Source organism: Halomonas icarae (assembly GCF_009901955.1).
Classification (GTDB): Bacteria; Pseudomonadota; Gammaproteobacteria; order Pseudomonadales; family Halomonadaceae; genus Halomonas; species Halomonas icarae.
Genome location: NZ_WUTS01000001.1, coordinates 1884945 through 1908494, shown reverse-complemented (window position 1 = coordinate 1908494; position 23550 = coordinate 1884945). Strand labels below are relative to the sequence as shown.

The window sequence follows — 23550 nt, the reverse complement described above, 5'->3', positions numbered from 1 at the left end:
CCATAGCGATAAGGTGGCTGCGATGCTGCGACTCTTCTTGCGTTTTGAGCAGCAGACGACACGTCTTGCACTATTAGGCGCGATCGTAATGCTTATCATATCTGTCAGCCTGGGCTTCTATCAGGTGCTGACCCGCTTCGTGTTTGATGCCCCGTCGACTTGGTCGGAGGTGATCTCGCGTTCGAGCATGGTCTGGTGCGTCTTCCTTGGGGCTGCCGCGGGGTTTCGTGGTGGCTTCATGATGTCGGTGGAGGTCATCTTTCGACTGTTGCCCAGTCGGAAGCTGATCTGGATAGAGGTGTTTATCGCACTTTGCTGTGCCGTCGTGCTGATGGTGCTGATTGTCTTTGGTATCGCCATGATGCTGCGCGTGCGTAGCCAGATGCTGTCGGGTCTGGAAATTTCGATTGCCTGGGCTTATGCCGCCATGCCGGTTGGGTCTGGGTTTGCGCTGATTGCCGTGATGGCGAGGCTTGTCGCGCAAGCGCTGGGGATGGAACCGGTAGGGCCGGTAACAGAAGATATCTTGGAAGAAACGCCCATTGTGGCAGACAGGAGTGACGCTTCATGAATGCTGCCATCGGCTTATCCCTGATCATCCTTTTCTCCTTGGGCGTTCCGATTGCCGTCTCCATCGTGCTGGCGTCGATCATCGGTATCGAGTTTTTCTCGCGGCTGCCTCTGCTGCTGGTCCCGCAGCAGATGTTTGTCGGTATCGACAATTTCCCATTGCTGGCGATCCCCTTTTTCATATTGGCCGGCAACTTGATGGCTGCCGGTGGAATTTCCAGGCGCCTCGTGGATCTGGCCAAGTCTATTGTCGGCGGCTTGCAGGGCGGCCTGGCGATGACCTGCGTGCTGACATGCATGATGTTTGCCGCCGTTTCCGGATCCAGCGTGGCGACCACCTTTGCGATTGGCTCCATTCTGATTCCGGCGATGGTCAAGCACGACTACCCGCGGCCGCTGGCAGCCTCGATCCAGGCCTCATCGGCAGAGTTGGGCGTGCTGATTCCCCCGTCGATTCCCTTGATCCTCTATGGCGTCAGCACCGACACCTCCATCGGGAAACTGTTCATTGCGGGAATCGGGCCAGGCCTGCTGATCGGGGGCGCGCTGCTTCTCTTCCTTTACCTTTTCTGCAAGGTCAGAGGATACGGGCTGAAAGACAGAGAGGACCGTGAAGCCTTCCCCACCGCCTTCAAGCGTGCCTGGGCCGCGATGTTGATGCCGGTTGTGGTCATCGGCGGAATCTACGGCGGTGTGTTCACCCCGACCGAGGCCTCCGCCGTTGCGGTGGTGTATGCGCTAATTGTGGGAGGACTGATCTACCGTGAGCTTAGCTGGGCAGAATTGGTTCCAATATTGAAGGAGAGTGTTATCTCGACGGCCGCCGTTATGCTGATCATCTCGGCCGCGGCGCTCTTCAGTTTCCTGATCAGTCGTTCTGGGTTGCCAATGCAGGTGGCGGGGTGGGTCACCCAGGTTTTTGAGAGCCCCTGGACCTTCCTGCTGGCGGTCAACGTCATGCTGCTGGTGATCGGCATGTTCATCGAGACCTCGGCCGCCATTCTCGTGCTCGCCCCCATCTTCACCCCGATCGCCATGCAGTACGGCATCGATCCCGTGCATTTTGGTCTGGTCGTGGTGGTCAATTTGGCGCTTGGCATGTTCACCCCACCATTGGGTGTGAACCTGTTTGCCGCCTGTGCAGTGGCGAAGCTGTCCATCGATCAACTGCTACCGTGGCTGCTCCGGTTTGTACTGGTTGTGTTGGCCTGCCTCCTGGCGATCACCTATATGCCGTGGATCTCGCTTGGCCTGGTGGACCTGCTCTATTGAGAGCGTTGATAACAACAAGGAGTAATGCATGATGGAACAGCTTGAGTATCCCCGTGAGCAGGCATTGATCGGAGGTGACTGGGTCACCACTCAGGCCACGCTGGATATCGAGACACCGTCCTACGGTAAGGTCATTACCCGGATCGCACGTAGCCAGGCAGCCGAGGTGGACTCGGCCGTCAAGGCCGCCAAGCTGGCCTTTGCGGGTGGTATAGGAGATTGGTCGTCGTGGACAGCACGGCGTCGTGGCGAGTGGCTCATGGCCTTTGCCGCCGCCATCGAGGCGGATTGCGACCGGCTCGCCGGGCTCGAATGTATCGATACGGGGAAGCCGATGACCCAGGCTCGCGGAGATATCTCCGCGTGTGCCCGCTACTTCCGGTTCTATGGCGGAGCCGCCGACAAGCTGCATGGCGAGACGATTCCGTTTGAAAATGACTTTGCCGTCATGACGCTGCGCGAACCCTATGGGGTCTGCGCGCAGATCATTCCCTGGAACTATCCAGCCCAGATTTTCGGACGCTGTGTGGCGGCGGCTCTGGCTGCCGGCAACACCGTGGTGCTCAAGCCGGCGGAGGACGCCTGTCTTAGTGTGCTGAGACTGGCTGAGCTGGCGGTGACGCAGGGCCTGCCCCCGGGGGTGCTCAACGTCGTTCCCGGCCTGGGCAGTGAGGCCGGTGCTGCACTGTCGAGGCATCCTGACGTCGATCATCTTTCGTTTACCGGCTCACCCGAGACGGGCACGCTGGTGACCCAGGCTGCCGCCGAACACCATGTGCCCGTCACGATGGAGTTGGGAGGCAAGTCACCCCAGCTGGTGTTTGCCGACGCGGACCTCGACGCGGCGTTGCCATTCCTGGTGCGCGGCATCATCCAGAATGCCGGGCAAACCTGTTCGGCCGGCAGTCGTCTGTTGGTGCAGCGGGAGATTGCCGACCAGGTGCTTGAACGACTCGCCGAGCGCTTCACGGCGCTGCGCTGCGATGTGGGGGAGGCCGATGCAGACTGTGGACCCCTGATCAATGCCCGCCAGAAAGCCAAGCTGGAGGCACGTTTGGAAGCGGCGGCGCGAGACGGCATTCGTACCTTGGCAAAAGGCAGCCTGGCAGAGTCCGAGTTGGCTAGTGGTTATTTCGTGGTGCCGCGTCTTCTCACCGATATCCCCGCCGGGCATGACGTGCTTCAGGAGGAGCTTTTCGGTCCCATTCTGGCGGTGCAGGTCTTCGAGGATGAAGCGGAAGCCCTGGCGCAAGCTAATGCCACTGATTTTGGCTTGTGTGCCGGTATCTGGACCCGTGATGGAGGCCGGCAGTTGAGGCTGGCCAAGGGGATCCGAAGTGGTCAGGTCTTTATCAACAACTATGGCGCGGCAGGCGGTATCGAGTTGCCCTTTGGTGGCGTGGGGCGCTCCGGCCATGGACGCGAGAAAGGTTTCGAAGGACTGCGCAGTTATACCCGTATCAAAACAGTGGCTCTACATCACGGCTGATGCCACGGACGGTAGAAAAGGAGAATAAGATGCAAAGCAATCAGCGTATTGGCTTGATTGGCGCTGGGCTGATGGGACATGGAATCGCCCGCAACATCCTGAAGGCCGACTACCCGCTGGTGATTCTGGACCACCCCGGCAACCAGCCAATGGATGATCTGCTGTCAGCTGGTGGGAAGCTGGCTGGCACTCCACGCGAGGTGGCCGAACGCTCAGATGTGGTCATCCTGTGCGTTACCGGCACACCGCAAGTGGAGAGTGTGCTCTTCGAGGCCGATGGCGTGGTGGAGGGTATCCGGACCGAGATGGTGGTCATCGACTGCTCGACGGCTATCCCCAGTGCCACCCGCTCGATTGCCAAGCGCATTGAGGAAGCCGGAGGCCGCTTCATGGATGCAGCCATGACCCGAACGCCGAAGGAGGCAGAAGAGGGGCGCTTGAACCTGATTGTCGGTGCCTCTGAAGCGCTGTTTACCGCTACACGGCCGTTGCTTGAGTCTTTCGCGGAAAATATTGCCCATGCCGGGGATGTCAGTGCCGGCCACACCCTGAAGTTGCTGCACAACTTCGTCTCTCTAGGCTTCTCGGCGGTACTCGCTGAAGCGGCGGCGGCCTCTCGTCGGGCGGGGATCGGGGATGGCGCACTGCTGGAAGTGCTTGGCAAGGGAGGAGGCGGTGGTGTGGTATTCGAACGCATGCGTCCTTTCATCGAAAGCGGAGACCCCTCGGGCTTTCGGTTCAGCGTAGCCAATGCAACGAAGGACCTCGGCTATTATCACGCCATGACGGAGGCACTGGGGGCACAACGTGATGTCGCTGACGCCGTGGTGGGGCTCTATCGCAGCATCGAACAGCAGGATCTACTGGTGCCAGAGCTGATTGGTGTGTTGGCTGACAAGGCCAACTGATGATGGGAGAAGCTCAGCTGGGCCTAGGCCTAACTCAGCGCCAACGGGGTCTACTCCTGACCGGAGGCGGTGCCTTGATCATGTCGCCGGATGCTTTGCTCATCAAGCTCGCGGCGCTGCCGGATGCCGAGATTCTGATGTGGCGAGGCTTCCTGTCCGGGCTGGGCTTCTTCCTGATCAACTTGGCGCGCCATGGTCGTAATACCCTGGGTGTCTATCGCCGATGTGGTGGCACCGGGATTGCCGTGGCGCTGTTGTTCAGTATGACCACCTGCGGCTTTGTATTGGGTAACCAGTACACGAAGGCGGGTAATGTCCTGATGATTCTTGCCGCCGCACCCTTGATCGCGGCATTGTTCTCTCGGGTGATCCTGGGCGAGCGACTGCCGTTGCGGACCTGGCTGGCGATAGGGACGTGCATGCTGGGCATCGGCATGATCGTCATCGACGATGTCGGGGCAGGAAGTTGGTTGGGTAATGGCTTTGCCCTGATCGCAGCGACCACGCTGGCGCTGAATTTCACATTGTGCCGGCGGCGACCGGGTATCGACATGAGTCCGATGCTGGTGTTCAACGGATTGATCGTTGGTAGCGGTGGTGCACTGCTACTGCTGATGGGGAGTGGCCATATTTCGTTGCCGAGTATTAGCAGCGGTATCTATGTTGTGCTGTTGTGCCTGGTGATCGTTCCCGCCGGAGTGACGCTCCTGCAACGAGGCCCTCTCTACCTGCCGGCGGCCGAGGTCGGGTTGCTACTCCTCCTGGAAGTCGTTATCGGCACCTTGTGGGCCTGGGGCATTCTTGGAGAACGCCCCAGCGCGGTGGCCTTCGTGGGCGGTGCTCTTGTGCTGGGAACCCTGACGGCCAAGGGGCTTTACGAGCGACATCTCGAGATGAGGGTGAGTAAAACGTTGGCCGTCGAATAGCTGCCTTCAGCGCATGATGCGTTCGGCAATGGCGAGGCCAAGGCTTTCCGTGGTGCCGTGGCCGCCTACATCGGGGGTGAGCAGGGTCACATCGCCTTCGCTAAGTACCTCCTCGAAGGCGGCGACGATGGCGCCTGCTGCTTCCTGATAGCCGAGGTGTTCAAGCATCATCGCTGCCGACCAGATCTGGCCGATAGGGTTGGCGATACCTTTGCCCGCGATATCGGGAGCGCTGCCGTGGACCGGTTCGAAAAGGCTAGGGAAGGTACCTTCGGGGTTGATATTGGCCGAGGGGGCCACGCCGATGGTGCCGGTGCAGGCGGGTCCCAAGTCGGAGAGGATATCGCCAAACAGGTTGCTCGCTACGACGACATCAAACCAATCCGGGTGCATCACGAAATTGGCGGTAAGGATGTCGATATGAAACTGGTCAACGGTCACGTCAGGGTAGTGTCCACTCATCTCCGAGACACGCTCGTCCCACCATGGCATGGTGATGGCGATACCGTTGGATTTGGTCGCAGAGGTAAGCTTTTTACGGGGACGGCTCTGGGCTAGCTCATAGGCGAACTTCAAAACACGATCAGTACCGTGGCGTGTCATCACCGTTTCCTGGATCACGATCTCACGCTCGGTGCCCTCAAACATCTTGCCGCCTACGCTTGAGTACTCACCCTCGGTGTTTTCCCGGACCACGTAGAAGTCGATGTCGCCGGGCTTGCGGCCTGCCAAGGGGCTTTGGATCCCTGGTAACAGCCTGCAAGGTCGCAGGTTGATGTACTGGTCAAAGCGGCGGCGGAGCTGCAGCAGTGAGCCCCATAGTGAGATATGGTCAGGCACGGTCTCGGGCCAGCCCACGGCGCCGTAAAAGATCGCATCGAACTTCTCGAGGATCTCGAACCAGTCATCCGGGAGCATCTGGCCATGCTCGGCATAGTAGTCGCAACTCGCGAAACCGAAGGGCTCAAGCTCGAGGTCGATGCCGAAGCGTTCGGCAGCAGCCTTCAGGGCACGCACGCCTTCGGGCATTACCTCTTTGCCGATGCCATCGCCGGGGATCACGGCAATACGGTGGGTCATGGGAGCATCCTTATCCATCCATTTGAACGTACCTTCACTCTAATCGCTGACGCTCCAGAGATAATCGTTATAAGATTCAAAAGACTATTAACTTGAAGTGGACAATTGGATGTCACAGATTGATGACCTCGCCTTTTTCCAGCGCCTTGCGCTGGCTGGTAGCTTGACCGCGACTGCGCGTGATCTTGGGTTGTCTGTGTCGGCTGTCAGCAAGCGGCTGAAGCAGCTTGAATCGCGCCTCGGAGTCAGTTTGGCTACTCGAACCACGCGCCGCCTTTCCTTGACGGTGGAGGGAGAGCGATATCTGGCCGGTGGTGGAGCGATACTCGACGAGCTTGCGGAGTTGGAGGAAGGCTTGAGCGCCCAGCGCGCCTCGCTTTCGGGAACTCTCAAGATCAATGCCACCTTTGGCTTTGGGCGCCGCCATGTGGCTCCGCTGTTATCGCGCTTCTGCGACAGCCACCCAAATGTAGAGGGAATTCTTGAGCTCACTAACTTTCCCATGACGCCTGGTGAGCAGGGGGTGGATATCTGCATTCGTGTTGGGGAGCTTCCGGATTCAAGACTGGTTGCCAAGCGCATCCTGGAGAATCGTCGAATCCTTTGTGCAGCACCATGTTATATAGAACGAATGCCCCCGTTATCGGTGCCGGCGGACCTGTCGAAGCATCCATGTCTGGTATTGCGCGAGAATGACAGTGACTTTGCGGTGTGGCGCTTTGTCCATCGCTCAGGTCAACACAAGGATCAGGCGGTCAAGGTCTCCGGCCCACTGGCCAGCAATGATGGTGAGGTCATTGTGAGCCTGGCCCTGGATGGCCATGGCCTGATTCTGCGCTCCTGCTGGGATATTCAGGCTCACCTGGATGCTGGTCGCCTGGTTCAGTTACTGCCGCAATGGCAGGGGGTTAGAGCCGACTTTCATGCCGTTTACCTGCAGCGTAGAAACGTACCGGCCAGATTGCGGGCCTTTATTGATCTATTGCAGCAAGAGATACCACGGCGGGTGGCAAGTATCCAGACCAACGGCAGGGCGAGGTGAGCCTGCGATGTGGGCCAGGTGGTTCGTTGATCACGCATGGCGCTTCGGATATCGCATGAGTTGCAGGCAGTAAAAGTTGTGTTACTGTTAGACAGTGTGGGAGGTCAAGCGTCGGTCAGCGCAAAAATAGAGACAACAGCTACCGCACAGCTACCTAGACACGACTACCAACAATAGGAGTGCGACACGATGCGTAACACCAGTTTTATCGCTGCAGGAACTGTTGCTGCCCTAAGCCTCGCCGTCTGGTCGGGCAGCGTTGTTGCCGAGGACACTCACACGATTAAGTTCGGTAACGTGATCTCGCCAGACGACACGCAAAATCAGGGTTACGACCTATTTGCCGAGCAAGTAACCGAGCGCACCGATGGGCGTATTGAGGTCCAGGTCTACCCGGACAGCCAGCTTGGTGGTGAGCGCGAGATGATCGAGGCCACTCAGTTTGGTGATATCGAGATGACGGCTCCATCAGTGGGTGTTCTTGCCAACTTTGATAAGTCCCTGGAAGTCTTCGATTTCCCCTTTATTTTTGAGGATGCCGCGACTGCCTACAAGGTGCTTGATAGTGAGCTAGGGAAGGAAATGCTCGCAGGCTTGGCTGACAGTGGCTTGATTGCCCTCGGTTGGGGTGAAAACGGTTTCCGTAACCTGGCAATGACGGATGGTACTGTTACATTGCCGGAAGATATGGAGGGGATCAAGCTGCGCACCATGCAGGTGCCGATGCATATCGCTTACTGGGAAAGCATTGGAGCCGCACCCACACCCCTGTCTTTCCCCGAGGTATTTACCTCACTGCAGCAAGGCGTTGTTGATGGTGTGGAAAACCCCTATGAGCTGCTCTATTCAGCGCGCCTGACTGAACCCGCCAACTATCTGACAGAAACTCGTCATATCTATGATCCTGAAGTCATTCTCATCAATAAAGACTTCTTCGAGGGCCTCTCTGAAGAAGATCAGATGATCATTCAGGAAGCGGCCGATGCCGCAGTCGACAAGATTCGTACGCTCAAGAAGACCGTTAGCGACGAGATTCGCGCTGAGATTGAGGCTGAAGGTGGCACGGTCACTGACCTGACAGATGAGGAGCGTCAAGCCTGGATTGATTCAGCTATTCCTTTCTACAAGGAAAACGCTGATAAAGTAGATACTGATAAACTCAAGGCTATTCTAGAGGCAGCAGGTAATATCACTTACCTTGAAGCTATTCAGTAAGTCATTTTGAACTACCCCTATCCAGACTGCAGGTCTCGGGTAGGGGTAAGCCGTCTTTATTCCGGAATTGGATAGTTGACTTATGCTGAAATGGCTATATAAACATTTGGATGAGTACATAGAGATCTATCTGGCGTCGGTCGCCTTGGTGATTTTTACCTCGCTCGTGATCTTCCAGGTTGTGATGCGGTATGTGTTTAACAGCCCACCTGCATGGTCTGAAGAGATTGCGCGGTACTCTCTTGTGTGGTTTGTCTATCTTAGTGGCAGCTATGCCATAAAATACCAGAGACATGTTAAGTTTAGTGTGATTGTGGATTTTATAGGAAGGAAGTTTCCACTCTTACAGCGTATCATCAGTCTCGCTGTTTTCCTGGCATGGCTGGCTTTTCTTGTTTATATGTTCACTCTTTCTAATGAGATGGTGAGCCGACAGATCATGACTGGGCAGTTGTCGCCAGGCTCGCAGATTCCCATGTATCTTGTCTACATCGGACTTCCTCTTGGGCTTTTTCTTATGTCTTTCCGTGTCTCGCAACATGCGGTACGTTCTTTCTTGGATATGATTAGAAACCCATTTTCTCCTATTCCCCCGTCACAGTCCGAGGTGGATTAAATATGGGTATTAGTATTCTGGCGATCAGCTTTATCATTCTTCTTATCCTCGGAATGCCCGTTGCATTTGCATTGGGCATCGCCTCCATGCTCTCAGTCATGATAACTGAGGTAGTCCCGGTAAATTATCTTACACAGACCATGTTTGGGGCGGTCGACTCTTACTCTCTTCTTGCCGTTCCCCTTTTTGTACTGTCGGGTGTCATTATGGAGTATGGAGGCCTCTCCAAGAGGCTGATCGATGCTGCCAAGACGTTTGTAGGGCACATTACCGGGGGATTACCGGCCGTTACCCTGGTTGGTACCACTGTTTTTGCGATGTTGAGTGGTTCTGGGCCGGCAACGGTAGCAGCCATCGGTGGCATCATGATTCCTGCCATGATCCGTGAGGGCTACGGCAGGGGGTTCAGTGCTGCTACACTGGCTACGGCTGGTGGCGTGGGTATCGTGATTCCACCTAGTATTCCGTTGATCATTTATGGCATTACCACAAACACCTCCATCGGTGATCTTTTTCTTGCCGGTCTGATTCCCGGCTTGGTGATCGTGCTTTCGCTATATGTTGTTGGCCGTTATATATGCAGTAAAAAAGGCTACGGCGGTCATACTGAAAGGGCGAACTGGGGGCAGCGCGGAGAGGCCTTATGGAAGGCAAAGTGGACACTATTAATGCCTGTAGTGGTCTTGGGCGGTATTTATGGCGGTATCTTCACTCCGACGGAAGCATCGGGTATCGCCGTGGCCTATAGTCTTGTGCTGAGCCTATTGTATAGAGAGGCGAAGACTTCAGAGATCCCGCTGATGCTGAAAACCACCTTGCTAATCTCGGGCATGATTCTGGTAATCATTGCCACTGCATCTACCTATGCAAGAATCCTGACACTGGAAAGAATCCCGACACTCATTGCCAATTTTCTTGGGGCATTGCCGGTGCCATTCTGGGTCATACTAGCTGTCATTCTGTTGCTTCTTCTTTTCATTGGCATGTTCATGGAGACATTGGCCGGAATTATCCTGTTGGCTCCCATTCTTGTGCCTGTTGTCACGCTGATGGGAATGGATCCTGTTCATTTTGGTATCGTCATGATCATGGCTTCCATGATTGGGTTCGCCACACCACCAGTGGGAGACAACTTGAACGTTGCCAGCGCGATCAGCGGGTTGTCAATCGAAAGGGTGAGCGTTGCTGCCTTGCCATTTGTGGCAGTTCTTATTGCTATTCTCTTCCTGGTGGCTTATGTACCACAGATATCGCTGTTATTACCAAACTTGCTGAGTTAATGCACGGATTGGTGTGATGGCCACAAGTGTTCTGGCCATCCTCTGTCTCCCACCTTCAACGACAAGGGAGGAGCGAGTAGATAGTGGCATCAATAGTGGCATTATCCTAATAGCCCTTTCGGTAAGAGTGCCATTTCTCCAGACGTGATAGATGCTGGGTATCTCGCGAAAAATTGATGAAAGTCGCAGTGATTGGCCTAGGGGCCATCGGTATTCAGGTCCTTTGGCAATTGAGCCAGACTAGCGGAATCGAGGCACATGGCTTCGACAGGGCATACCCCGGCCATCCGTCGGCTGGAGCCGGTGGTGAAAGCCGTCTTTACTGGAATATGGAGTTGGTTGAGCCGAACTATACAGCGCTGATTGATCGTGCCGCGACCGCTTGGCGAAAGCTGGAGTCTGCCAGTAACCAGGTGTTGCGCGATCCGACGGGTGTATTGATCTATGGGAGAGAAGGGGACGCACAAATTCAGTGCGCTTACAAGTCTGCCCGGGAGCTTGGTGTCCCTTACGAACTGCTTGGGGCTTCACGCTTGCGTAAGCAATTTCCTCACATCCTGTTTGGTCAAAACTCGTTAGGCCTATGGGATACCACAGGCGCTGTGATTCGACCGGAAAGGACAGTCGAAGTGACGGCTGAGCTGGCACGACGTCATGGGGCTAGGATTCATGAATTTAGCCCCATATCAAGGATCGATGTCTCGGATGATCCTGTTAGGATACTGACCGCCACTGGCTGGCAGGTATTTGATCGAGTCGTGGTTTCCTGTGGGGGGTGGTCGTCGAAATTGGTGCCTTACATTCGCAGTGAGGTCGTCACCAGACGCTTGACTTCAATGTGGTTCAGTGGATATGATGATAACCATTTCACAGGATTTCCACCCTTCCTTAGATGTGCACCCCACTACTGCTATGGAATCCCCTCACGTGATCGCCGTTCGGTGAAACTTGGTCTCGGTTTCAATAACCACTATGTCAGCGGTGATGCCGATCGCTTTCCCAGGCAGCTGGAGGGGGATGACCTTATCAGAGAGCTAAAGAAATTCGAATGGATTCAGCAGGAAATGCTTCCCGGCATCAGTCGGCGACCGTATCGTATTGATACCTTCGTCGAGAGCTACACAAGATCCATGCTTGAGTATATTCGTCCACATCCCCAGAACGCTAACGTGCTAGTCATGACAGGTTTTTCTGGGCACGGTTTTCGCGTGTCTCCTGCCATTGGTGAAATTGGATGCCAACTGGTCATCAGTGGAAAATCTGATCTAGATATCCGATTTCTTGAGCGAGCCAGCCCCGTTTTTTCAATACTGGACCCTGAGCAAGGCATCACCACGGAGAACTCGGTCATGACTAATTGTGAATAGCCATAGCGGTAACCTGGTAATTTCCTGGGACGCTCTGGTTCCATATCCTGGAAGCAGCAGGCTACTTATTGGTGTTCCTGGGCCCTGATCGTGCTGTTGATCAGGGCTTCCGACTCCTGAATATGGCGGCTAGCGGCTTCAGCGGCCGTGTCCGGATCTCCTGTCCGAAGTGCATCCAGTAGTTCCTTATGCTCTTGGACTATGATCCGTGGTGAAGTATCTGCAGTCCGATAATAGCACAGTGCTAGCCGTTTTTCGGCGGAGATGCTACGGTAAAAGCGTTGCAGCCGGGGACTATCGGTAGCATCAATGATGGCCTGATGAAACTTGAAGTCGAGCCTGAGGATTTCATTCCAATCATTCTCGTCATATAGTACCTCCATGAACCGCATGGCGGTCTCGGCTTCCTGGGGGACGATTTTTCGAGTCGCCAGAATACGAATGGCTTCCATTTCGACCAAACGGCGAACAGCAAAAAGGTCATGAAGGTCTGCTTCGGAAAATTCTGGAACGTATACGCTCTTGTTGGGTTCTCGGCGCAGGATACCATCATGAATGAGAACCACGATGGCTGAACGAATGGTCTGGCGAGGTACCTGATAGCGCGCGGCTAGCTGGGACTCCACCAGTATCTCGCCGGGCTGAAAGGTGCCGTCAAAAATTGCCTCGCTGAGTTGCTCGGCGACAGCATCCACGACAGAGATAGTGCGAAGCTTGGGTGTACTCATGAGGTAGGGCCTTGGGCTGTGAAACCGGGGGTAACGTGCAACACTCAATGAAGGGTCCTGGCTGTACGCTCTCGGCTGCTGTTATCTGGATGAGTTCATGGCGTAATGATAGCGGGTCGGGGGTCTGTGTTGTATCGGCACTTTTCTTTTCGCGAGTCGATTCCAGCCCTGCAACTACCCTCGCCTGGCCGACAGCAGAACAAGGGTAGGTGACAGCAATGTAAGAGGGAGGCCAGACATCGCAAGGCAAGGAGAGCCTCCAAGCCAAGTGTGTCAGTCGGTGGGACGACGAGCAATGTTGTAGTAGCGAATCTCTTGATACTCCTCGAGACCTTCGTGGCTGCCCTCGCGGCCAAGGCCTGACTGTTTCATCCCGCCGAACGGAGCCGCTGGGTTGGAGGGTACCCCGTTATTGATGCCTACCAGACCGGTCTCTAGCTCATCGGCAACATTGAGTGCGCGATCAAGATTTTCCGTGAACACGTAACCTGCCAGGCCGAAGGGAGTATCGTTTGCCCGCCAGATCACCTCCTCTTGGGTGGAAAAGCATGATATGGCCGCTACGGGGCCGAAAATCTCGGCGTTGGCGATATCGGCTTCTGCCGGGACCTGATCGAGAACAGTGGGTAAGAAGAAGTAACCATCGCCTTCCGGTTGTTTGCCACCAGTTTTCAGCTCTGCACCCAAGGCGATGGCGTCGTCTACAAGATGCTGGAGCTTGTCGACGGCTTCTTGATTGATGACCGGGCCAAGACCAACGCCCTCGGCGATGGCATCACCGACAGCGACTTTTGACATCTTCTCGGTGAAGGCTTCGATGAAAGCGTCGGCTATGCCGTCTTGGACATAGAAGCGGTTGGCTGCCACACAGGATTGTCCTCCATTACGCAGCTTCGCCAACATGGCACCTTCTACGGCACGCTCCAGGTCGGCATCATCAAATACGATGAGTGGGGCGTTACCACCGAGCTCCATGGAACTCTTGACGATATTCTTCGCCGCCAGGTGCATCAATGTGCTGCCCACGCCGGTGGATCCGGTGAAGGATAATTTTCTTATGCGGGGGTCTGAAAGCACTGCCTCACTAAAGGCCGCAGGCTCAGTGGTTGTAACCACACGCATTAGTTCGCGCGGCACACCGGCTTCCGCCATTAGATCGACGGTGAGAAGAGTGGTGAGTGGAGTTAACGCCGCAGGTTTAATAATCGATGCACATCCCGCGGCGATGGCTGGGGCAATCTTGCGGGTGATCATCGCCATGGGGAAGTTCCAGGGCGCGATAAGCAGTGTCAGACCGATAGGCGCGCGGCGGGTCAGGATCGTAGAGCCACCCACAGGGTTTTCGCGATACCCCCCGGCAGGGCGCAGCAGCTCTTCAGCGTACCACCTGACATAATCAGCAGCATACTGCACCTCTCCTTGAGCTTCCGCTAGGGGTTTCCCCATCTCACGGCTGATGACATAGGCAAGTCGGTGCTGGTTTTCCATTAGCAGCGAATACACGTTATGGAGGGTGTCAGAACGGTGCCGCGGTGTCGTTTTAGCCCAGGCACGTCCTGCACTATCTGCCGTTTTGACCTCAACGATAGCTTCCTGGGCCGTCATGTTTCGTAAGGTGGCAATGCGTTGCTCTGTCGATGGGTCGAAAACCGAGAATTCCGTATCGGTTGGCTTGTTGTTGCTGTAGCCCTGTAGACTCTTCAGGGCCTGTTCAGAAGCTGCAAGCCGTTCTCGTGACGGGGCCAGTAAGCTCATGTTATTATTCCCTTTTCTTGTTTGTCTATATCAGCTGAACATCCTGCGCACCAGTGCGCAGGATGTGTGTGCATGCACTAATCTCTAGGCTCGGATACGAGCAGGCTGGATATCGTCAAGAAGATATCGAACTGCCTCGACTAGACTGCGTACCTCTTGATCCGTGGAGATGAAGGGGGGGCTGATTTGTACGCTATTTCCCCTCAGGGGACGGCTGATGAAGCCCAGGTCAAGGAGCTGGTCGGTGATCACCTCGGCCTGGGCTATATCGCGAAGCTCTATTGCTCCGAGTAAGCCACCTACACGAGTGCTGGCCACGAGCTCGTGTGACTCGATCTCCGATAATGAATTGGATAAAACCTGCTCGAGATGTGCTGAACGCTCAATCAGGCTCTCTTGCTCAAGTATCTCAAGATTCTTCAGTGCCAGGGCAGCTGTGACAGGGTGTCCTGAGTAGGTGGTGCCGTGGCGGTAGATTGGAGCATTGGCGTTTCGCTCGAAGAAGGGCTGCCACAGGCGAGGAGCAACGAAGATGCCGCCCAGTGCTGCATATCCTGAGGTGACCCCTTTTGCGAAAGTAACGATATCCGGCTGCAGACCATAGCGCGTTGAAGCAAACATGCTGCCGGTGCGGCCGAAACCGGTTATGACCTCGTCGGCAATAAAGAGGATCTCGTTGTCACGGCACATCTTTTGAATTTCTTCAAAATAACCTTCCTGAGGCGGGTGTACACCCCCGGTGCCGAGGATGGGCTCGGCAATATAGGCGGCGATATTCTCCGCACCGATTCGCTCGATGGCTTCGGCGAAGGCTGTGGTTGAATGTTTTTCAACTCGCTCGGTACCACTGACTAGCGAATCAGTGCCGTACCCCTCTCGGTTGAAATCAAGGCCGGCGACACTAGTGCCGTAGGCGTGAAGCCCATGATAGGAGTGCTCCCGGCTGATAATTACCGTCTTGGTCTTGCGGCCAATGTGGTTCCAGTAACGACGTGCAAGCTTCAAGGCCACGTCAATGGCATCAGAGCCTCCGCTGTTCAGAATCACCTTGGCGTTATCCATTGGTGCGATGTCGACCAGCTTTTCCGACAGCTCAACGGCGCGATCATTCGTATAGCGTCCGAACACATGATACGCATCGAGCGTTCTCATCTGCTCGTAGGCAACCTGGGCCATCTCTTCACGCCCATGGCCAATGTTCGAATACCACAGTGATGAGGTTCCATCGAAGAGTCGGCTGCCCTTGTCGGTGGTGAGATAGGCGCCTTGCGCAGATACCACTCGAATCTGGCGATCGATGATGGATGGCATGTGCGCCTGGGCGCTCCATAATGCAGGAGTTTTCATTGTTGGCACCTATTTCTGTCAGAGAGCAGGGCGGGAGGATATGCGCTGAAGATTGTCGTACAATCTTCAGCGGCACTATAGCATCGTTAGTCTATGGGCTGTCCAGTCCAAGCCCTCTATTGTCGGTCTTGCTATATTTCGATGGTGGTTTACTCACCTGAGAAGCTTGGGGTTCGGTGCTCCCGAGTATGGGATATCGCGCCAGGTCGACTGAGCGGCTGGCTACGTTTTCGCTCTGTAGCCGGAGCTTATCGGGAATTGTCTGGCCGGGCCTGGCCGTCACCGTAGCCCATGGCGGCGGTGGCGTGGGCGGCGGTCTCCACCCAGACGCTGCGCGGCAGGGTGTATTCGCGCAGGCCGTCGAGGCCGCTGGAGCGCCCGTAGCCGCTCTCCCCCAGTCCGCCGAAGGGCGACATCACATTGATGGTCTTGTAGCTGTTGACCCATACGGTGCCGGCGCGCAACTGATGGGCGATACGCAGTGCCCTGGCGGTGTCGCGACTCCATACCGCGCCGGCCAGGCCGAAGCGGGTCGCGTTGGCCAGTGCCACTGCCTCCTGCTCATCACGAAAACTCATCACCACCAGCACCGGGCCGAACACCTCCTCGTTGGCGATGGTCATCTCCGGGGTGACATCGGTAAGAATGGTCGGCGCCAGGAAGTAGCCCTCGGCGGCCTCCGCCGGCAGGTCGCCGGGGGGCTTGCCGCCGGTCAACAGGGTGGCGCCCTGGGCCAGCGCCTCGTCGATCAGCTCATGCACGCGCCGATACTGGGCCGCGTTCTGCAGCGGCCCCATGCGCGTGGCGTCGTCGCTGGGCAGCCCCACGGGTATCGCCTCGGCGGCGCGCGCCAGGCGTGTGGTGAACTCGGGCAGCAGGCTCTCCTGGAGCAGCAGTCGCGAACCGGCCACGCAGCTTTGCCCCGCCCCGGCGAAGATGGCGGCCTGAGCGCCGCCGATCGCGTCGTCGAGAGCCGCGTCGTCGAACACGATGTTGGCCGACTTGCCGCCCAGCTCCAGTACGCTGGGTACCAGGCGCCGGGCGCCGGCTTCGGCGATCCTCTGGCCGGTCTCGGGCGAGCCCACGAACACCAGCTTGGCGATATCGTCATGAGCCGTCAGCGCCTGGCCGGTAGTGTGGCCCAGGCCGTTGACGATGCCGATCAGCCCCGCCGGTAGCTGGCCGCCGTGCTCGAGCAGCATGGCAAGCAGCACCGAGGTGAGGGGGGTGAGTTCGGAGGGCTTGAGCACCGCCGCGTTACCCGCCGCCAGGGCCGGGGCGAGCTGCCAGCCGCAGGTGAAGATCGGGGCGTTCCAGGGGGTGATCTGGCCGACCACGCCGTAGGGGATGCGCTGCACGTAATTCAGGTGGGTGGTCGGGACATCGATCACCTCGCCATGCTGCTTGTCGCACCAGCCGGCGTAGTACTCGAACATCTCGCGCACCTTGGCGACCTCGCCGCGGCAGTCGCTGACCGGCTTGCCGGCGATCAGGCTCTCCAGCCGAGACAGCTCATCCTCGTGCCCGGCGAGTCCACGAGCCGCGGCCTGCAGGCGGCGGCCTCGTTCGCTGGCGCTCAGCGCCATCCACTCCGACTGGGCCGTCGTGGCGGCGCTCACGGCCTCGCTGACACATGCCGCCCCCGCATCCCGATACGTCAGCAGCGGCAGATCCGTAACAGGGTCGAGCAGGGTGATCGTCTCACCCTTGCCGGCCACCAGGTTTCCGGCAATCCAGTTGGTGGCCGGGTCACTGGGGTCGATGCCGTAGGCATCGAGCAGCAGCACGAGGGCATCACGGGCGCGCTGATTCAGGGCATTGCTCACGGGTGTGTCTCCTCATCGTTATGGGTCGACGCATAGCGCTCGGCGGCGTCGAGCAGCAAGCGGGTTATGGCGTTGAAGTCCTCGCCGTCGGACAGGTTCTCGGTATCGGCATGCCAGGCCTCGACCACCTTGCCCAGCAGCCCCTCGGGCATCTCGAGGGCGTCGGCGGTCTGGCGCGCCAGGCGCAGGTCCTTGCGCATCAGGCCCGTACTGAAGCCGGAGTCGAAGGTCTCGGAGAGAATCCAGCGCGGGAAGTTGACCTCGCTCACCGCGCTGCGTCCCGAGCCACTGTTCAGCCCCTGCAGACAGGCGGCGGGGTCGACGCCGGCGCGGCGCGCCATGGCCACGGCCTCGGCGGTAGACAGCAGATGAGCGGCGCACAGGTAGTTGTTGGCGAGCTTGACCACATGGCCGCTGCCGGGGCCGCCGACGTGGGTGGCCTTGGCCGAGAGGGCGTCTAGCACCGGCTCGAGACGTGCCACGGTGGCGGCGCTGCCGCCCAGCAGCATGCCCAGCTTGCCTTCGATGGCACCGGCCGGGCCGCCGCTGACAGGGGCGTCGAGCCACTCGAGGCCGGCGGCCTCGACCCGGGCGGCAAGGCGGCGAGTCACGCTGGGGTCGCTGGTGGAGGTGTCCATGATCACGCTGCCCTTGGGCGCCAGGGTGAGCAGCCCCGGCGACTCGGTGAGCACCCGCTCGACGTGGGCCGAGGTGGGCAGCGACAGCAGGTAGATGTCGCTGGCGCCCAGCGCCTCGGGGGCCAGGGTGGCGAGGCCTTCGTCGGCAAGGCGCTGGCGTGCGACGGGATCGATGTCGCTGCCCTGGACGGTGAAGCCGGCACGCTGCAGGGTCAGGGCCATGCCGCGGCCCATGTTGCCCAATCCGATAACGGTGATGGTGATGGTCACGATGCACTCCTTCTGGTGAGCGTCTTGTGGTTGATATGCATGAAGCTGGCGGTCGTGAGATGGCGTTGTTGGCAGGGGGAGAGACGGAGGCTACCTCGTTTTGACGGCCAGGATCGGCCATCCGCGCCGGACGCAAGGCGTCCGGGCGGGCAGGCTTTGGGAAATGTCTTGTTCGGCGAGAGCGCGGTGGCGCTCAGTCGACCGACGGTGTGTCGAGTAGCTGACGAACCAGCTGCACCCAGTAGTTCACGCCGATCGGGGTCAGGTGGTCGTTGAAGTCATAGTGGGGATTGTGCAGCGCCGCGCTCTCCTCGCCGTTGCCCAGCCAGATATAGGCGCCGGGGCGAGCGTTGAGCATGAAGGCGAAGTCCTCGGAGGCCATGCTCGGCGGCAGGTCGTGATGCACACGGGTGATCTCGGGCAGCGACTCGAGAACCGCGGCGCAGTGCTGGGCCTGCTCCAGAGTGTTGATCGTCGCCGGGTAGCGGGGCTGGTAGTCGAACGCCACGCCCAAGCCATGGAAGCGGGCCAGCGCTTCGACGGCGTCGTGGAAGCGCTGCTGCAGGTGGGCGCGAAGGGGTTCATCGAAGCAGCGTAGGGTGCCACGCAGCTCTACCGTTTCGGGAATGACGTTGAAGGCGTCGCCGGCATGGAGCTGGGTCACGCTGAGCACCGCGGTCTGGTGCGCGGGCGTCTCGCGGCTGATCAGCCCCTGCAGCTGCGACACCAGCTGGCAGGCGGCCAGCACCACATCGGTGCCCAGATGCGGCATGGCGGCGTGGCACCCCTTGCCGGTCAGGGTCAGGGTGAAGACATCGAAGGCGGCCATCACCGCGGAGTCATGCACCGCGGCCTCACCCACCGGCAGCCCTGGCCAGTTGTGGAGGCCGTAGACGGCCTCCATGGGGAAGCGCTCGAACAGCCCCTCCTCGACCATCACCTGGCCGCCGCCCTCGCTCTCCTCCGCAGGCTGGAAGATGAAGTGGACGCGGCCGGCGAAATCGGGGTTGCGGGCCAGCTGGCAGGCCGCGCCGAGCAGCATGGTGGTATGACCGTCATGGCCGCAGGCATGCATCTTGCCGGGAATCCGCGAGGCGTGGGGGGCATCGCTGGCTTCCGTGACATCGAGGGCATCGATATCGGCGCGCAGGCCGATGCTGCGCCCAGGCCCGCGCTTGCCGTCCAGGATGGCGACGATGCCGGTGCCGCCGCCCAGGCCGGTGACGATGTCGAGCCCGGCCTCGGTCAGGATCTCGGCGATGCGCTGACTGGTGCGATGCTCCGCGAAGGCGGTCTCGGGGTGGCGATGGAAGTCATGGCGCCACTCGCGCAGGGTATCGACGTCGGGAACAGTGGTCAGGGTCTGGGTCATGGCGAAACGGCTCACAGCAGCAGATCGGCGATCAGGGCGGAGGCGAGGAAGGTGCCGGTGAACACCAGCAGTGCGATGATCACCAGCTTCCAGCCGGCCTTGCGGAACATGCCCAGCTCGCGCCTGGTCAGCGCCAGGCCGGCGTAGGCCAGCACCGGGGTGACGATGGCCAGGAAGTTGACCGCGCTGAGCTGGTCGATCAGCCAGGCGTTGCCGGGGAACCAGGGCAGGGTCATGACGATGCTGACCAGCGAGACCCAGGCCACGCCAGGTAGATAGAAGGGCGCGAAGCGAGTGATGATCAGGCCCAGCATGGTCATCACATAGAGGATCAGCATGCCGGGCAAGGCGGTGATCAGGTCGCTGCCGTTGACGGTGTTGGCCACCCAGGCCACGGCGCAGGCGGCGGCCATGGCCATGGCGGTCTTGGGCAGGTTGCGCTCGGGGCGCTCCTCTTCCGGTGCGCTGCTCGGGGCTTCTTCGGTGGGCATGCTGACCTGGGCGCCTACCGCCTTGGCCTGGCGCTTGCCGGCGAGCAGGGAATAGAGCTTCTCGGCGATGGGCAGGGCGACGAACAGCGACAGGTAGAGGCCTGTGGCGTACGTCATCAGGTTACTGGCGCCGGAGAAGGCCAGCAGCTCCTCCTTGAGCTCGGGCAGGGTGCCGGCGATGGCCGCCGAGCAGGCGGCGACCATGCTGCCACTTCCCACGCCGCAGGCCATGGCCAGGGCACGGGGGTCGAAGATCTCCAGAGAGGTGAGATAGCCCGCCATCAACGCGAACCACAGGGTGCCGAACATGGTACCTACCACGTAGGTGCCCATGACGCCGATGCCCTCCGGTCCCTTGAGGCCATACTTGTCGGAGATGACCGCGATGTTGGGCTCCCGGGCGATGGAGTAGGTGGCGCCGATCGCCTCGCGGCCCATCTTGAACACCACTACCGCCAGCGGCATGGCGATCAGCATGGTACCGAGATTGCCCAGCTCCTGGAGGATCAGCGCGGGGCCGGCATCGATCAGGTCTTCGATGGCCGGACCGATGGTCGAGCCGAACCGGGCGATGAAGGGCATGATCGCCAGCAGGGTCAACGGCCCGGCGGCGTCGCTGACGCTCAGGGGAACCACTCGACCGGCGGTACGGGTTACATGGGGGTTGAGCAGCACGCCAAGAATGAAGGCATAGAAGAGCGGCAGAAGAAGCAGGGTGCCGGGGCCCAGCGGCAGACGCTGGATGCCGATGAACTCGGAGAGTAGGGCGACGGCGGCGACCAGCGCGTGAAGGCGCCAGTTAAGCAGGGCAGAGAGTGGCATGGGGCGTCCTCGGTGGGTCGGTTTGTAATATCGCTATGCCAGCGGCGTGCCCGTCGCAGTATTGGCAAGCCCCATGGGCTAATGAAAGCCGCTCGATGTTCTGATTATTGGAACGCCTCCGGTAATCGTCATGCTGTCACGGCAGGTGCCTGGCGTAAGTGGCACCTTGCCGTTTGGGTCACTCATCTGCATAGTCTGGGGTGAAGGATGATACGACCGACTCATATAAGCCAAGTATAAGGAGACGTCATGAGCATCGAGAACACCGCAAGTGCACAGTGGAAGGGTAGCCTGAAGGAGGGGGGCGGCTCGCTCTCCACCGGTAGCGGCGCGCTCAAGGAGACGCCCTATGACTTCCGCCGCCGCTTCGAAGGTGCCGCGGGCACCAATCCCGAGGAGCTGATCGGAGCCGCTCATGCCGGCTGTTTCTCCATGGCATTGTCGTTGGTGCTGGGCGAGGCGGGCTACACCGCCGACAGCATCGATACCCAGGCCAAGGTGACCCTGGATCCGGACAGCCTGACGGTTACCGATGTCCATCTGACCACCGTGGGCCGCGTGCCGGGTGCCGATCAGGCGGCCTTCGAGGAGGCGGCCAACGGCGCCAAGGAGAACTGCCCGATCTCCAAGCTGCTGACCGCGAGAATCACCCTCGAGGCGACACTGAAAGAGTGACGGAGCGCCTCGCCGGAACCTTCCGCGAGACATAGTTACTGCTTAGTACTACAGTCGTAACTAATGCCGTGATCGTTCATGCATTGCCATCCGGGCTTGCTGCTGCCGACAGTGGCACCGCCAAGCCCGGTACTGGTGCTTTCGTCGCCAGTCCGACCAATGAAGCACATGGGGCGCCTTGCCATGGGTTCATCCGTGTCAGTGATCCAAACACCGACACTACACGAAAACTTCAGATCAGGCACTTAGTGCGGGCCAGAGCTGTCGGAACAGCGCTGCCACCAGGATGCCCCCGGCAATGGCCGGCAGCGGCTTCTTCAGCGTCAGCATGATCACCGCGGTGGTCAGCAGGGCCAGGCGGGCGCCGTTGTCGCCACTTACCGCCAGTGGGGCGAGCAGCGCCACCAGCACAGAGCCCGACATGGCGTGGATGAAGCGCCTGACGCGGTAGCCGATGGGGACGAAGGACATCACGAATACACCGCCCCAGCGAGTCGCCAGAGTGACCAGCGCCATGGCCAGGATAATGATCACGGTTCCCAGACCGGTTGCCTCAATGCTCATGGTCACGCTTCCCCCAGGTCAGGCCGGCCAGGCCACCGGCGATGGCTCCCACCACCACGTGGCTGTTGTCCGGGAGATAGTAGAAGGCGAGCAGCGAGGCGCCGGCGGCCACCGCCCAGATCAGCAGCATGCGCAGGTTCTTCTCGCCGCCCACCACCATGGCCAGCAGGAAGCAGCCCATCACCATGTCGAGTCCCAGGCTGGCGGGATCGCTTATGGCACCCCCCACGTTGAGGCCGAGCCAGGTGCCGAGAACCCAGAAACACCACAGGGCGATGCCGCCACCCAGCATCAGGCCGAGCCCAGGGCGGCCGCGGGTGAACGCCTGGGTGGCCATGGCCCAGTTGGCGTCGGAGGCGACCAGCATGATGCCGTAGCGCTTGGCAGGCGGGAGCGGTTCGAGCCAGGGGTAGAGGGTAGCCCCCATCAGCAGGTGTCGAGCATTGATGGCGAAGACGGTCACCATCATGGTGAACAGCGGGATCTGCGGCTCCCACAGCTCCAGGGCGGCAAACTGGGAGGCGCCGGCGAACACCAGGGTGCTCATCAGCATGATGGTGCCGTCACCGAGCCCGGCCTGGGTGGCGGCCAGGCCGAAGGCGATGCCGAAGATGGTGACGAATAGCGAGATGGGCAGCAGCGCCTTGAATCCATCCCACACCAGCGCTCGATCCAGCCGGTGCAATGTCGCCTCCTTGCGTGCCATGTCATGCTCCTCTACGCCCTGGTACTCGGATCAGGTATTTAGATTGGTTGATGTTACAGCAAGAGCCGTTCGTCCGGTTCGATGGCCGCCAACCAGCGGATCATGCCGGCCGGTGATGGTGTTTCCATGACGCGGCAGTCGCTTGGCGAGGATGACATCGTCGCGCAGCTCCGGACGGACGAGGTCTTCCTGAGTCAGGTCCAGTGCCGCGAGGCAGGCGCGCGGGGTGTTCGAGGGCCGTTTAGCGGTGGTCTGTATCGAGTAGGTCATGATGGTGGTCTCCCATTCCCCTGTAAGACGATGGTTGGCGTAGTCGGCAAGCGCCGACCCAGGGGAGTGGAGCCGTGCGCCGCTTTAGCTGCATTTATATTCCGCCCGCAAGTTGGTGCTTAAATCGGCGGTGGCCCGAGGGCCAGAAACAGAAAACCCGCTTTGCATGGGCTAAAGCGGGCTCTGGGCGTCGCTTTAGCGGAACTTGTAGAGCGCCCGCAAGCTGATAGTCAAATCGGCGCTGAGTTCACAGTACGGCGGTGGTAAGGAGCTGTCAATGGCTGCCTTGAAGGCGCCTGGGTGCCTTCATTGTCTCATGAG

The 23550-nt window shown here is 59.1% G+C and carries 22 protein-coding genes; 11 read left to right on the top strand and 11 right to left on the bottom strand.

Translation table 11 applies throughout. The annotated features are described in order from the left end of the window. Positions 1 to 22: 22 nt before the first annotated feature. The 5 genes from GRB80_RS08780 to GRB80_RS08760 are packed head-to-tail and all read left to right on the top strand — an operon-like array spanning position 23 to position 5165. On the top strand, positions 23 to 571 hold the full coding sequence (locus tag GRB80_RS08780; protein ID WP_161423300.1) for a TRAP transporter small permease: 549 nt from the start codon (positions 23 to 25) through the stop codon (positions 569 to 571). Continuing rightward, a complete protein-coding gene (locus GRB80_RS08775; protein ID WP_161423299.1) occupies positions 568 to 1842 on the top strand; it encodes a TRAP transporter large permease in 1275 nt (424 codons plus the stop codon). Before GRB80_RS08780 ends, GRB80_RS08775 begins: the two co-directional genes overlap by 4 nt. 28 nt (positions 1843 to 1870) lie before the next feature. Next, positions 1871 to 3331 (top strand): aldehyde dehydrogenase family protein, encoded by a 1461-nt coding sequence (locus GRB80_RS08770; protein WP_237561948.1) that lies wholly within the window; start codon positions 1871 to 1873, stop codon positions 3329 to 3331. 29 nt (positions 3332 to 3360) lie between these two features. Further along, a complete protein-coding gene (locus GRB80_RS08765) occupies positions 3361 to 4239 on the top strand; it encodes an NAD(P)-dependent oxidoreductase (RefSeq protein WP_161423298.1) in 879 nt (292 codons plus the stop codon). Continuing rightward, positions 4239 to 5165, top strand: coding sequence for a DMT family transporter (locus GRB80_RS08760; RefSeq protein WP_337194367.1), 927 nt, complete (start codon positions 4239 to 4241; stop codon positions 5163 to 5165). Before GRB80_RS08765 ends, GRB80_RS08760 begins: the two co-directional genes overlap by 1 nt. A 6-nt stretch (positions 5166 to 5171) precedes the next feature. On the opposite strand, the gene GRB80_RS08755 is transcribed toward GRB80_RS08760, so the two are convergent. Then, positions 5172 to 6245: a tartrate dehydrogenase gene (locus GRB80_RS08755; RefSeq protein ID WP_161423297.1), complete on the bottom strand. Its 1074-nt coding sequence runs from the start codon at positions 6243 to 6245 to the stop codon at positions 5172 to 5174. A gap of 109 nt (positions 6246 to 6354) precedes the next feature. Between GRB80_RS08755 and GRB80_RS08750 the strand changes: the two genes are divergently transcribed. The 5 genes from GRB80_RS08750 to GRB80_RS08730 all read left to right on the top strand — a co-directional run bounded on the left by GRB80_RS08750 (position 6355) and on the right by GRB80_RS08730 (position 11765). Beyond that, positions 6355 to 7287 (top strand): LysR family transcriptional regulator, encoded by a 933-nt coding sequence (locus GRB80_RS08750; RefSeq protein ID WP_161423296.1) that lies wholly within the window; start codon positions 6355 to 6357, stop codon positions 7285 to 7287. Between the two features lie 189 nt (positions 7288 to 7476). Then, complete coding sequence (locus tag GRB80_RS08745; RefSeq protein WP_161423295.1) at positions 7477 to 8502, top strand: TRAP transporter substrate-binding protein; 1026 nt, start codon at positions 7477 to 7479, stop codon at positions 8500 to 8502. Between the two features lie 82 nt (positions 8503 to 8584). Then, complete coding sequence (locus GRB80_RS08740; RefSeq protein WP_161423294.1) at positions 8585 to 9118, top strand: TRAP transporter small permease; 534 nt, start codon at positions 8585 to 8587, stop codon at positions 9116 to 9118. A gap of 2 nt (positions 9119 to 9120) precedes the next feature. Beyond that, positions 9121 to 10398: a TRAP transporter large permease gene (locus GRB80_RS08735; RefSeq protein ID WP_161423293.1), complete on the top strand. Its 1278-nt coding sequence runs from the start codon at positions 9121 to 9123 to the stop codon at positions 10396 to 10398. Positions 10399 to 10574: 176 nt separating this feature from the next. Next, complete coding sequence (locus GRB80_RS08730) at positions 10575 to 11765, top strand: FAD-dependent oxidoreductase (protein ID WP_161423292.1); 1191 nt, start codon at positions 10575 to 10577, stop codon at positions 11763 to 11765. 65 nt (positions 11766 to 11830) lie between these two features. Here GRB80_RS08730 and GRB80_RS08725 read toward each other — a convergent pair whose 3' ends face one another. The 7 genes from GRB80_RS08725 to GRB80_RS08695 form a co-directional block, all read right to left on the bottom strand. Next, positions 11831 to 12493 (bottom strand): GntR family transcriptional regulator, encoded by a 663-nt coding sequence (locus GRB80_RS08725; protein WP_161423291.1) that lies wholly within the window; start codon positions 12491 to 12493, stop codon positions 11831 to 11833. 273 nt (positions 12494 to 12766) lie between these two features. Next, positions 12767 to 14248 (bottom strand): NAD-dependent succinate-semialdehyde dehydrogenase, encoded by a 1482-nt coding sequence (locus GRB80_RS08720; RefSeq protein ID WP_161423290.1) that lies wholly within the window; start codon positions 14246 to 14248, stop codon positions 12767 to 12769. A gap of 84 nt (positions 14249 to 14332) precedes the next feature. After that, positions 14333 to 15595 (bottom strand): aminotransferase family protein, encoded by a 1263-nt coding sequence (locus GRB80_RS08715; RefSeq protein WP_161423289.1) that lies wholly within the window; start codon positions 15593 to 15595, stop codon positions 14333 to 14335. A 248-nt stretch (positions 15596 to 15843) separates the two neighbouring features. Further along, a complete protein-coding gene (locus GRB80_RS08710; protein WP_161423288.1) occupies positions 15844 to 17421 on the bottom strand; it encodes an aldehyde dehydrogenase family protein in 1578 nt (525 codons plus the stop codon). Continuing rightward, a complete protein-coding gene (locus GRB80_RS08705; protein ID WP_272922933.1) occupies positions 17418 to 18404 on the bottom strand; it encodes an NAD(P)-dependent oxidoreductase in 987 nt (328 codons plus the stop codon). Before GRB80_RS08705 ends, GRB80_RS08710 begins: the two co-directional genes overlap by 4 nt. A gap of 118 nt (positions 18405 to 18522) precedes the next feature. After that, on the bottom strand, positions 18523 to 19701 hold the full coding sequence (locus GRB80_RS08700) for a M20 aminoacylase family protein (RefSeq protein ID WP_161423287.1): 1179 nt from the start codon (positions 19699 to 19701) through the stop codon (positions 18523 to 18525). Between the two features lie 11 nt (positions 19702 to 19712). Continuing rightward, on the bottom strand, positions 19713 to 21014 hold the full coding sequence (locus GRB80_RS08695; RefSeq protein ID WP_161423286.1) for a DUF3100 domain-containing protein: 1302 nt from the start codon (positions 21012 to 21014) through the stop codon (positions 19713 to 19715). A 249-nt stretch (positions 21015 to 21263) separates the two neighbouring features. Between GRB80_RS08695 and GRB80_RS08690 the strand changes: the two genes are divergently transcribed. Next, positions 21264 to 21689: an OsmC family protein gene (locus GRB80_RS08690; protein ID WP_132041307.1), complete on the top strand. Its 426-nt coding sequence runs from the start codon at positions 21264 to 21266 to the stop codon at positions 21687 to 21689. Between the two features lie 237 nt (positions 21690 to 21926). Here the strand turns inward: GRB80_RS08690 and GRB80_RS08685 are convergent, their stop codons facing one another. From GRB80_RS08685 to GRB80_RS08675, 3 genes are read right to left on the bottom strand one after another with little or no spacing between them, the layout of a single operon-like run. Continuing rightward, entirely contained in the window at positions 21927 to 22253 is a 327-nt protein-coding gene (locus tag GRB80_RS08685; protein WP_161423285.1) for an AzlD family protein, read from the bottom strand. Beyond that, positions 22243 to 22959, bottom strand: coding sequence for an AzlC family ABC transporter permease (locus GRB80_RS08680; protein WP_132041864.1), 717 nt, complete (start codon positions 22957 to 22959; stop codon positions 22243 to 22245). Before GRB80_RS08680 ends, GRB80_RS08685 begins: the two co-directional genes overlap by 11 nt. A gap of 30 nt (positions 22960 to 22989) precedes the next feature. Continuing rightward, positions 22990 to 23229 (bottom strand): hypothetical protein, encoded by a 240-nt coding sequence (locus GRB80_RS08675; RefSeq protein ID WP_132041863.1) that lies wholly within the window; start codon positions 23227 to 23229, stop codon positions 22990 to 22992. Between the last annotated feature and the right edge of the window lie 321 nt (positions 23230 to 23550).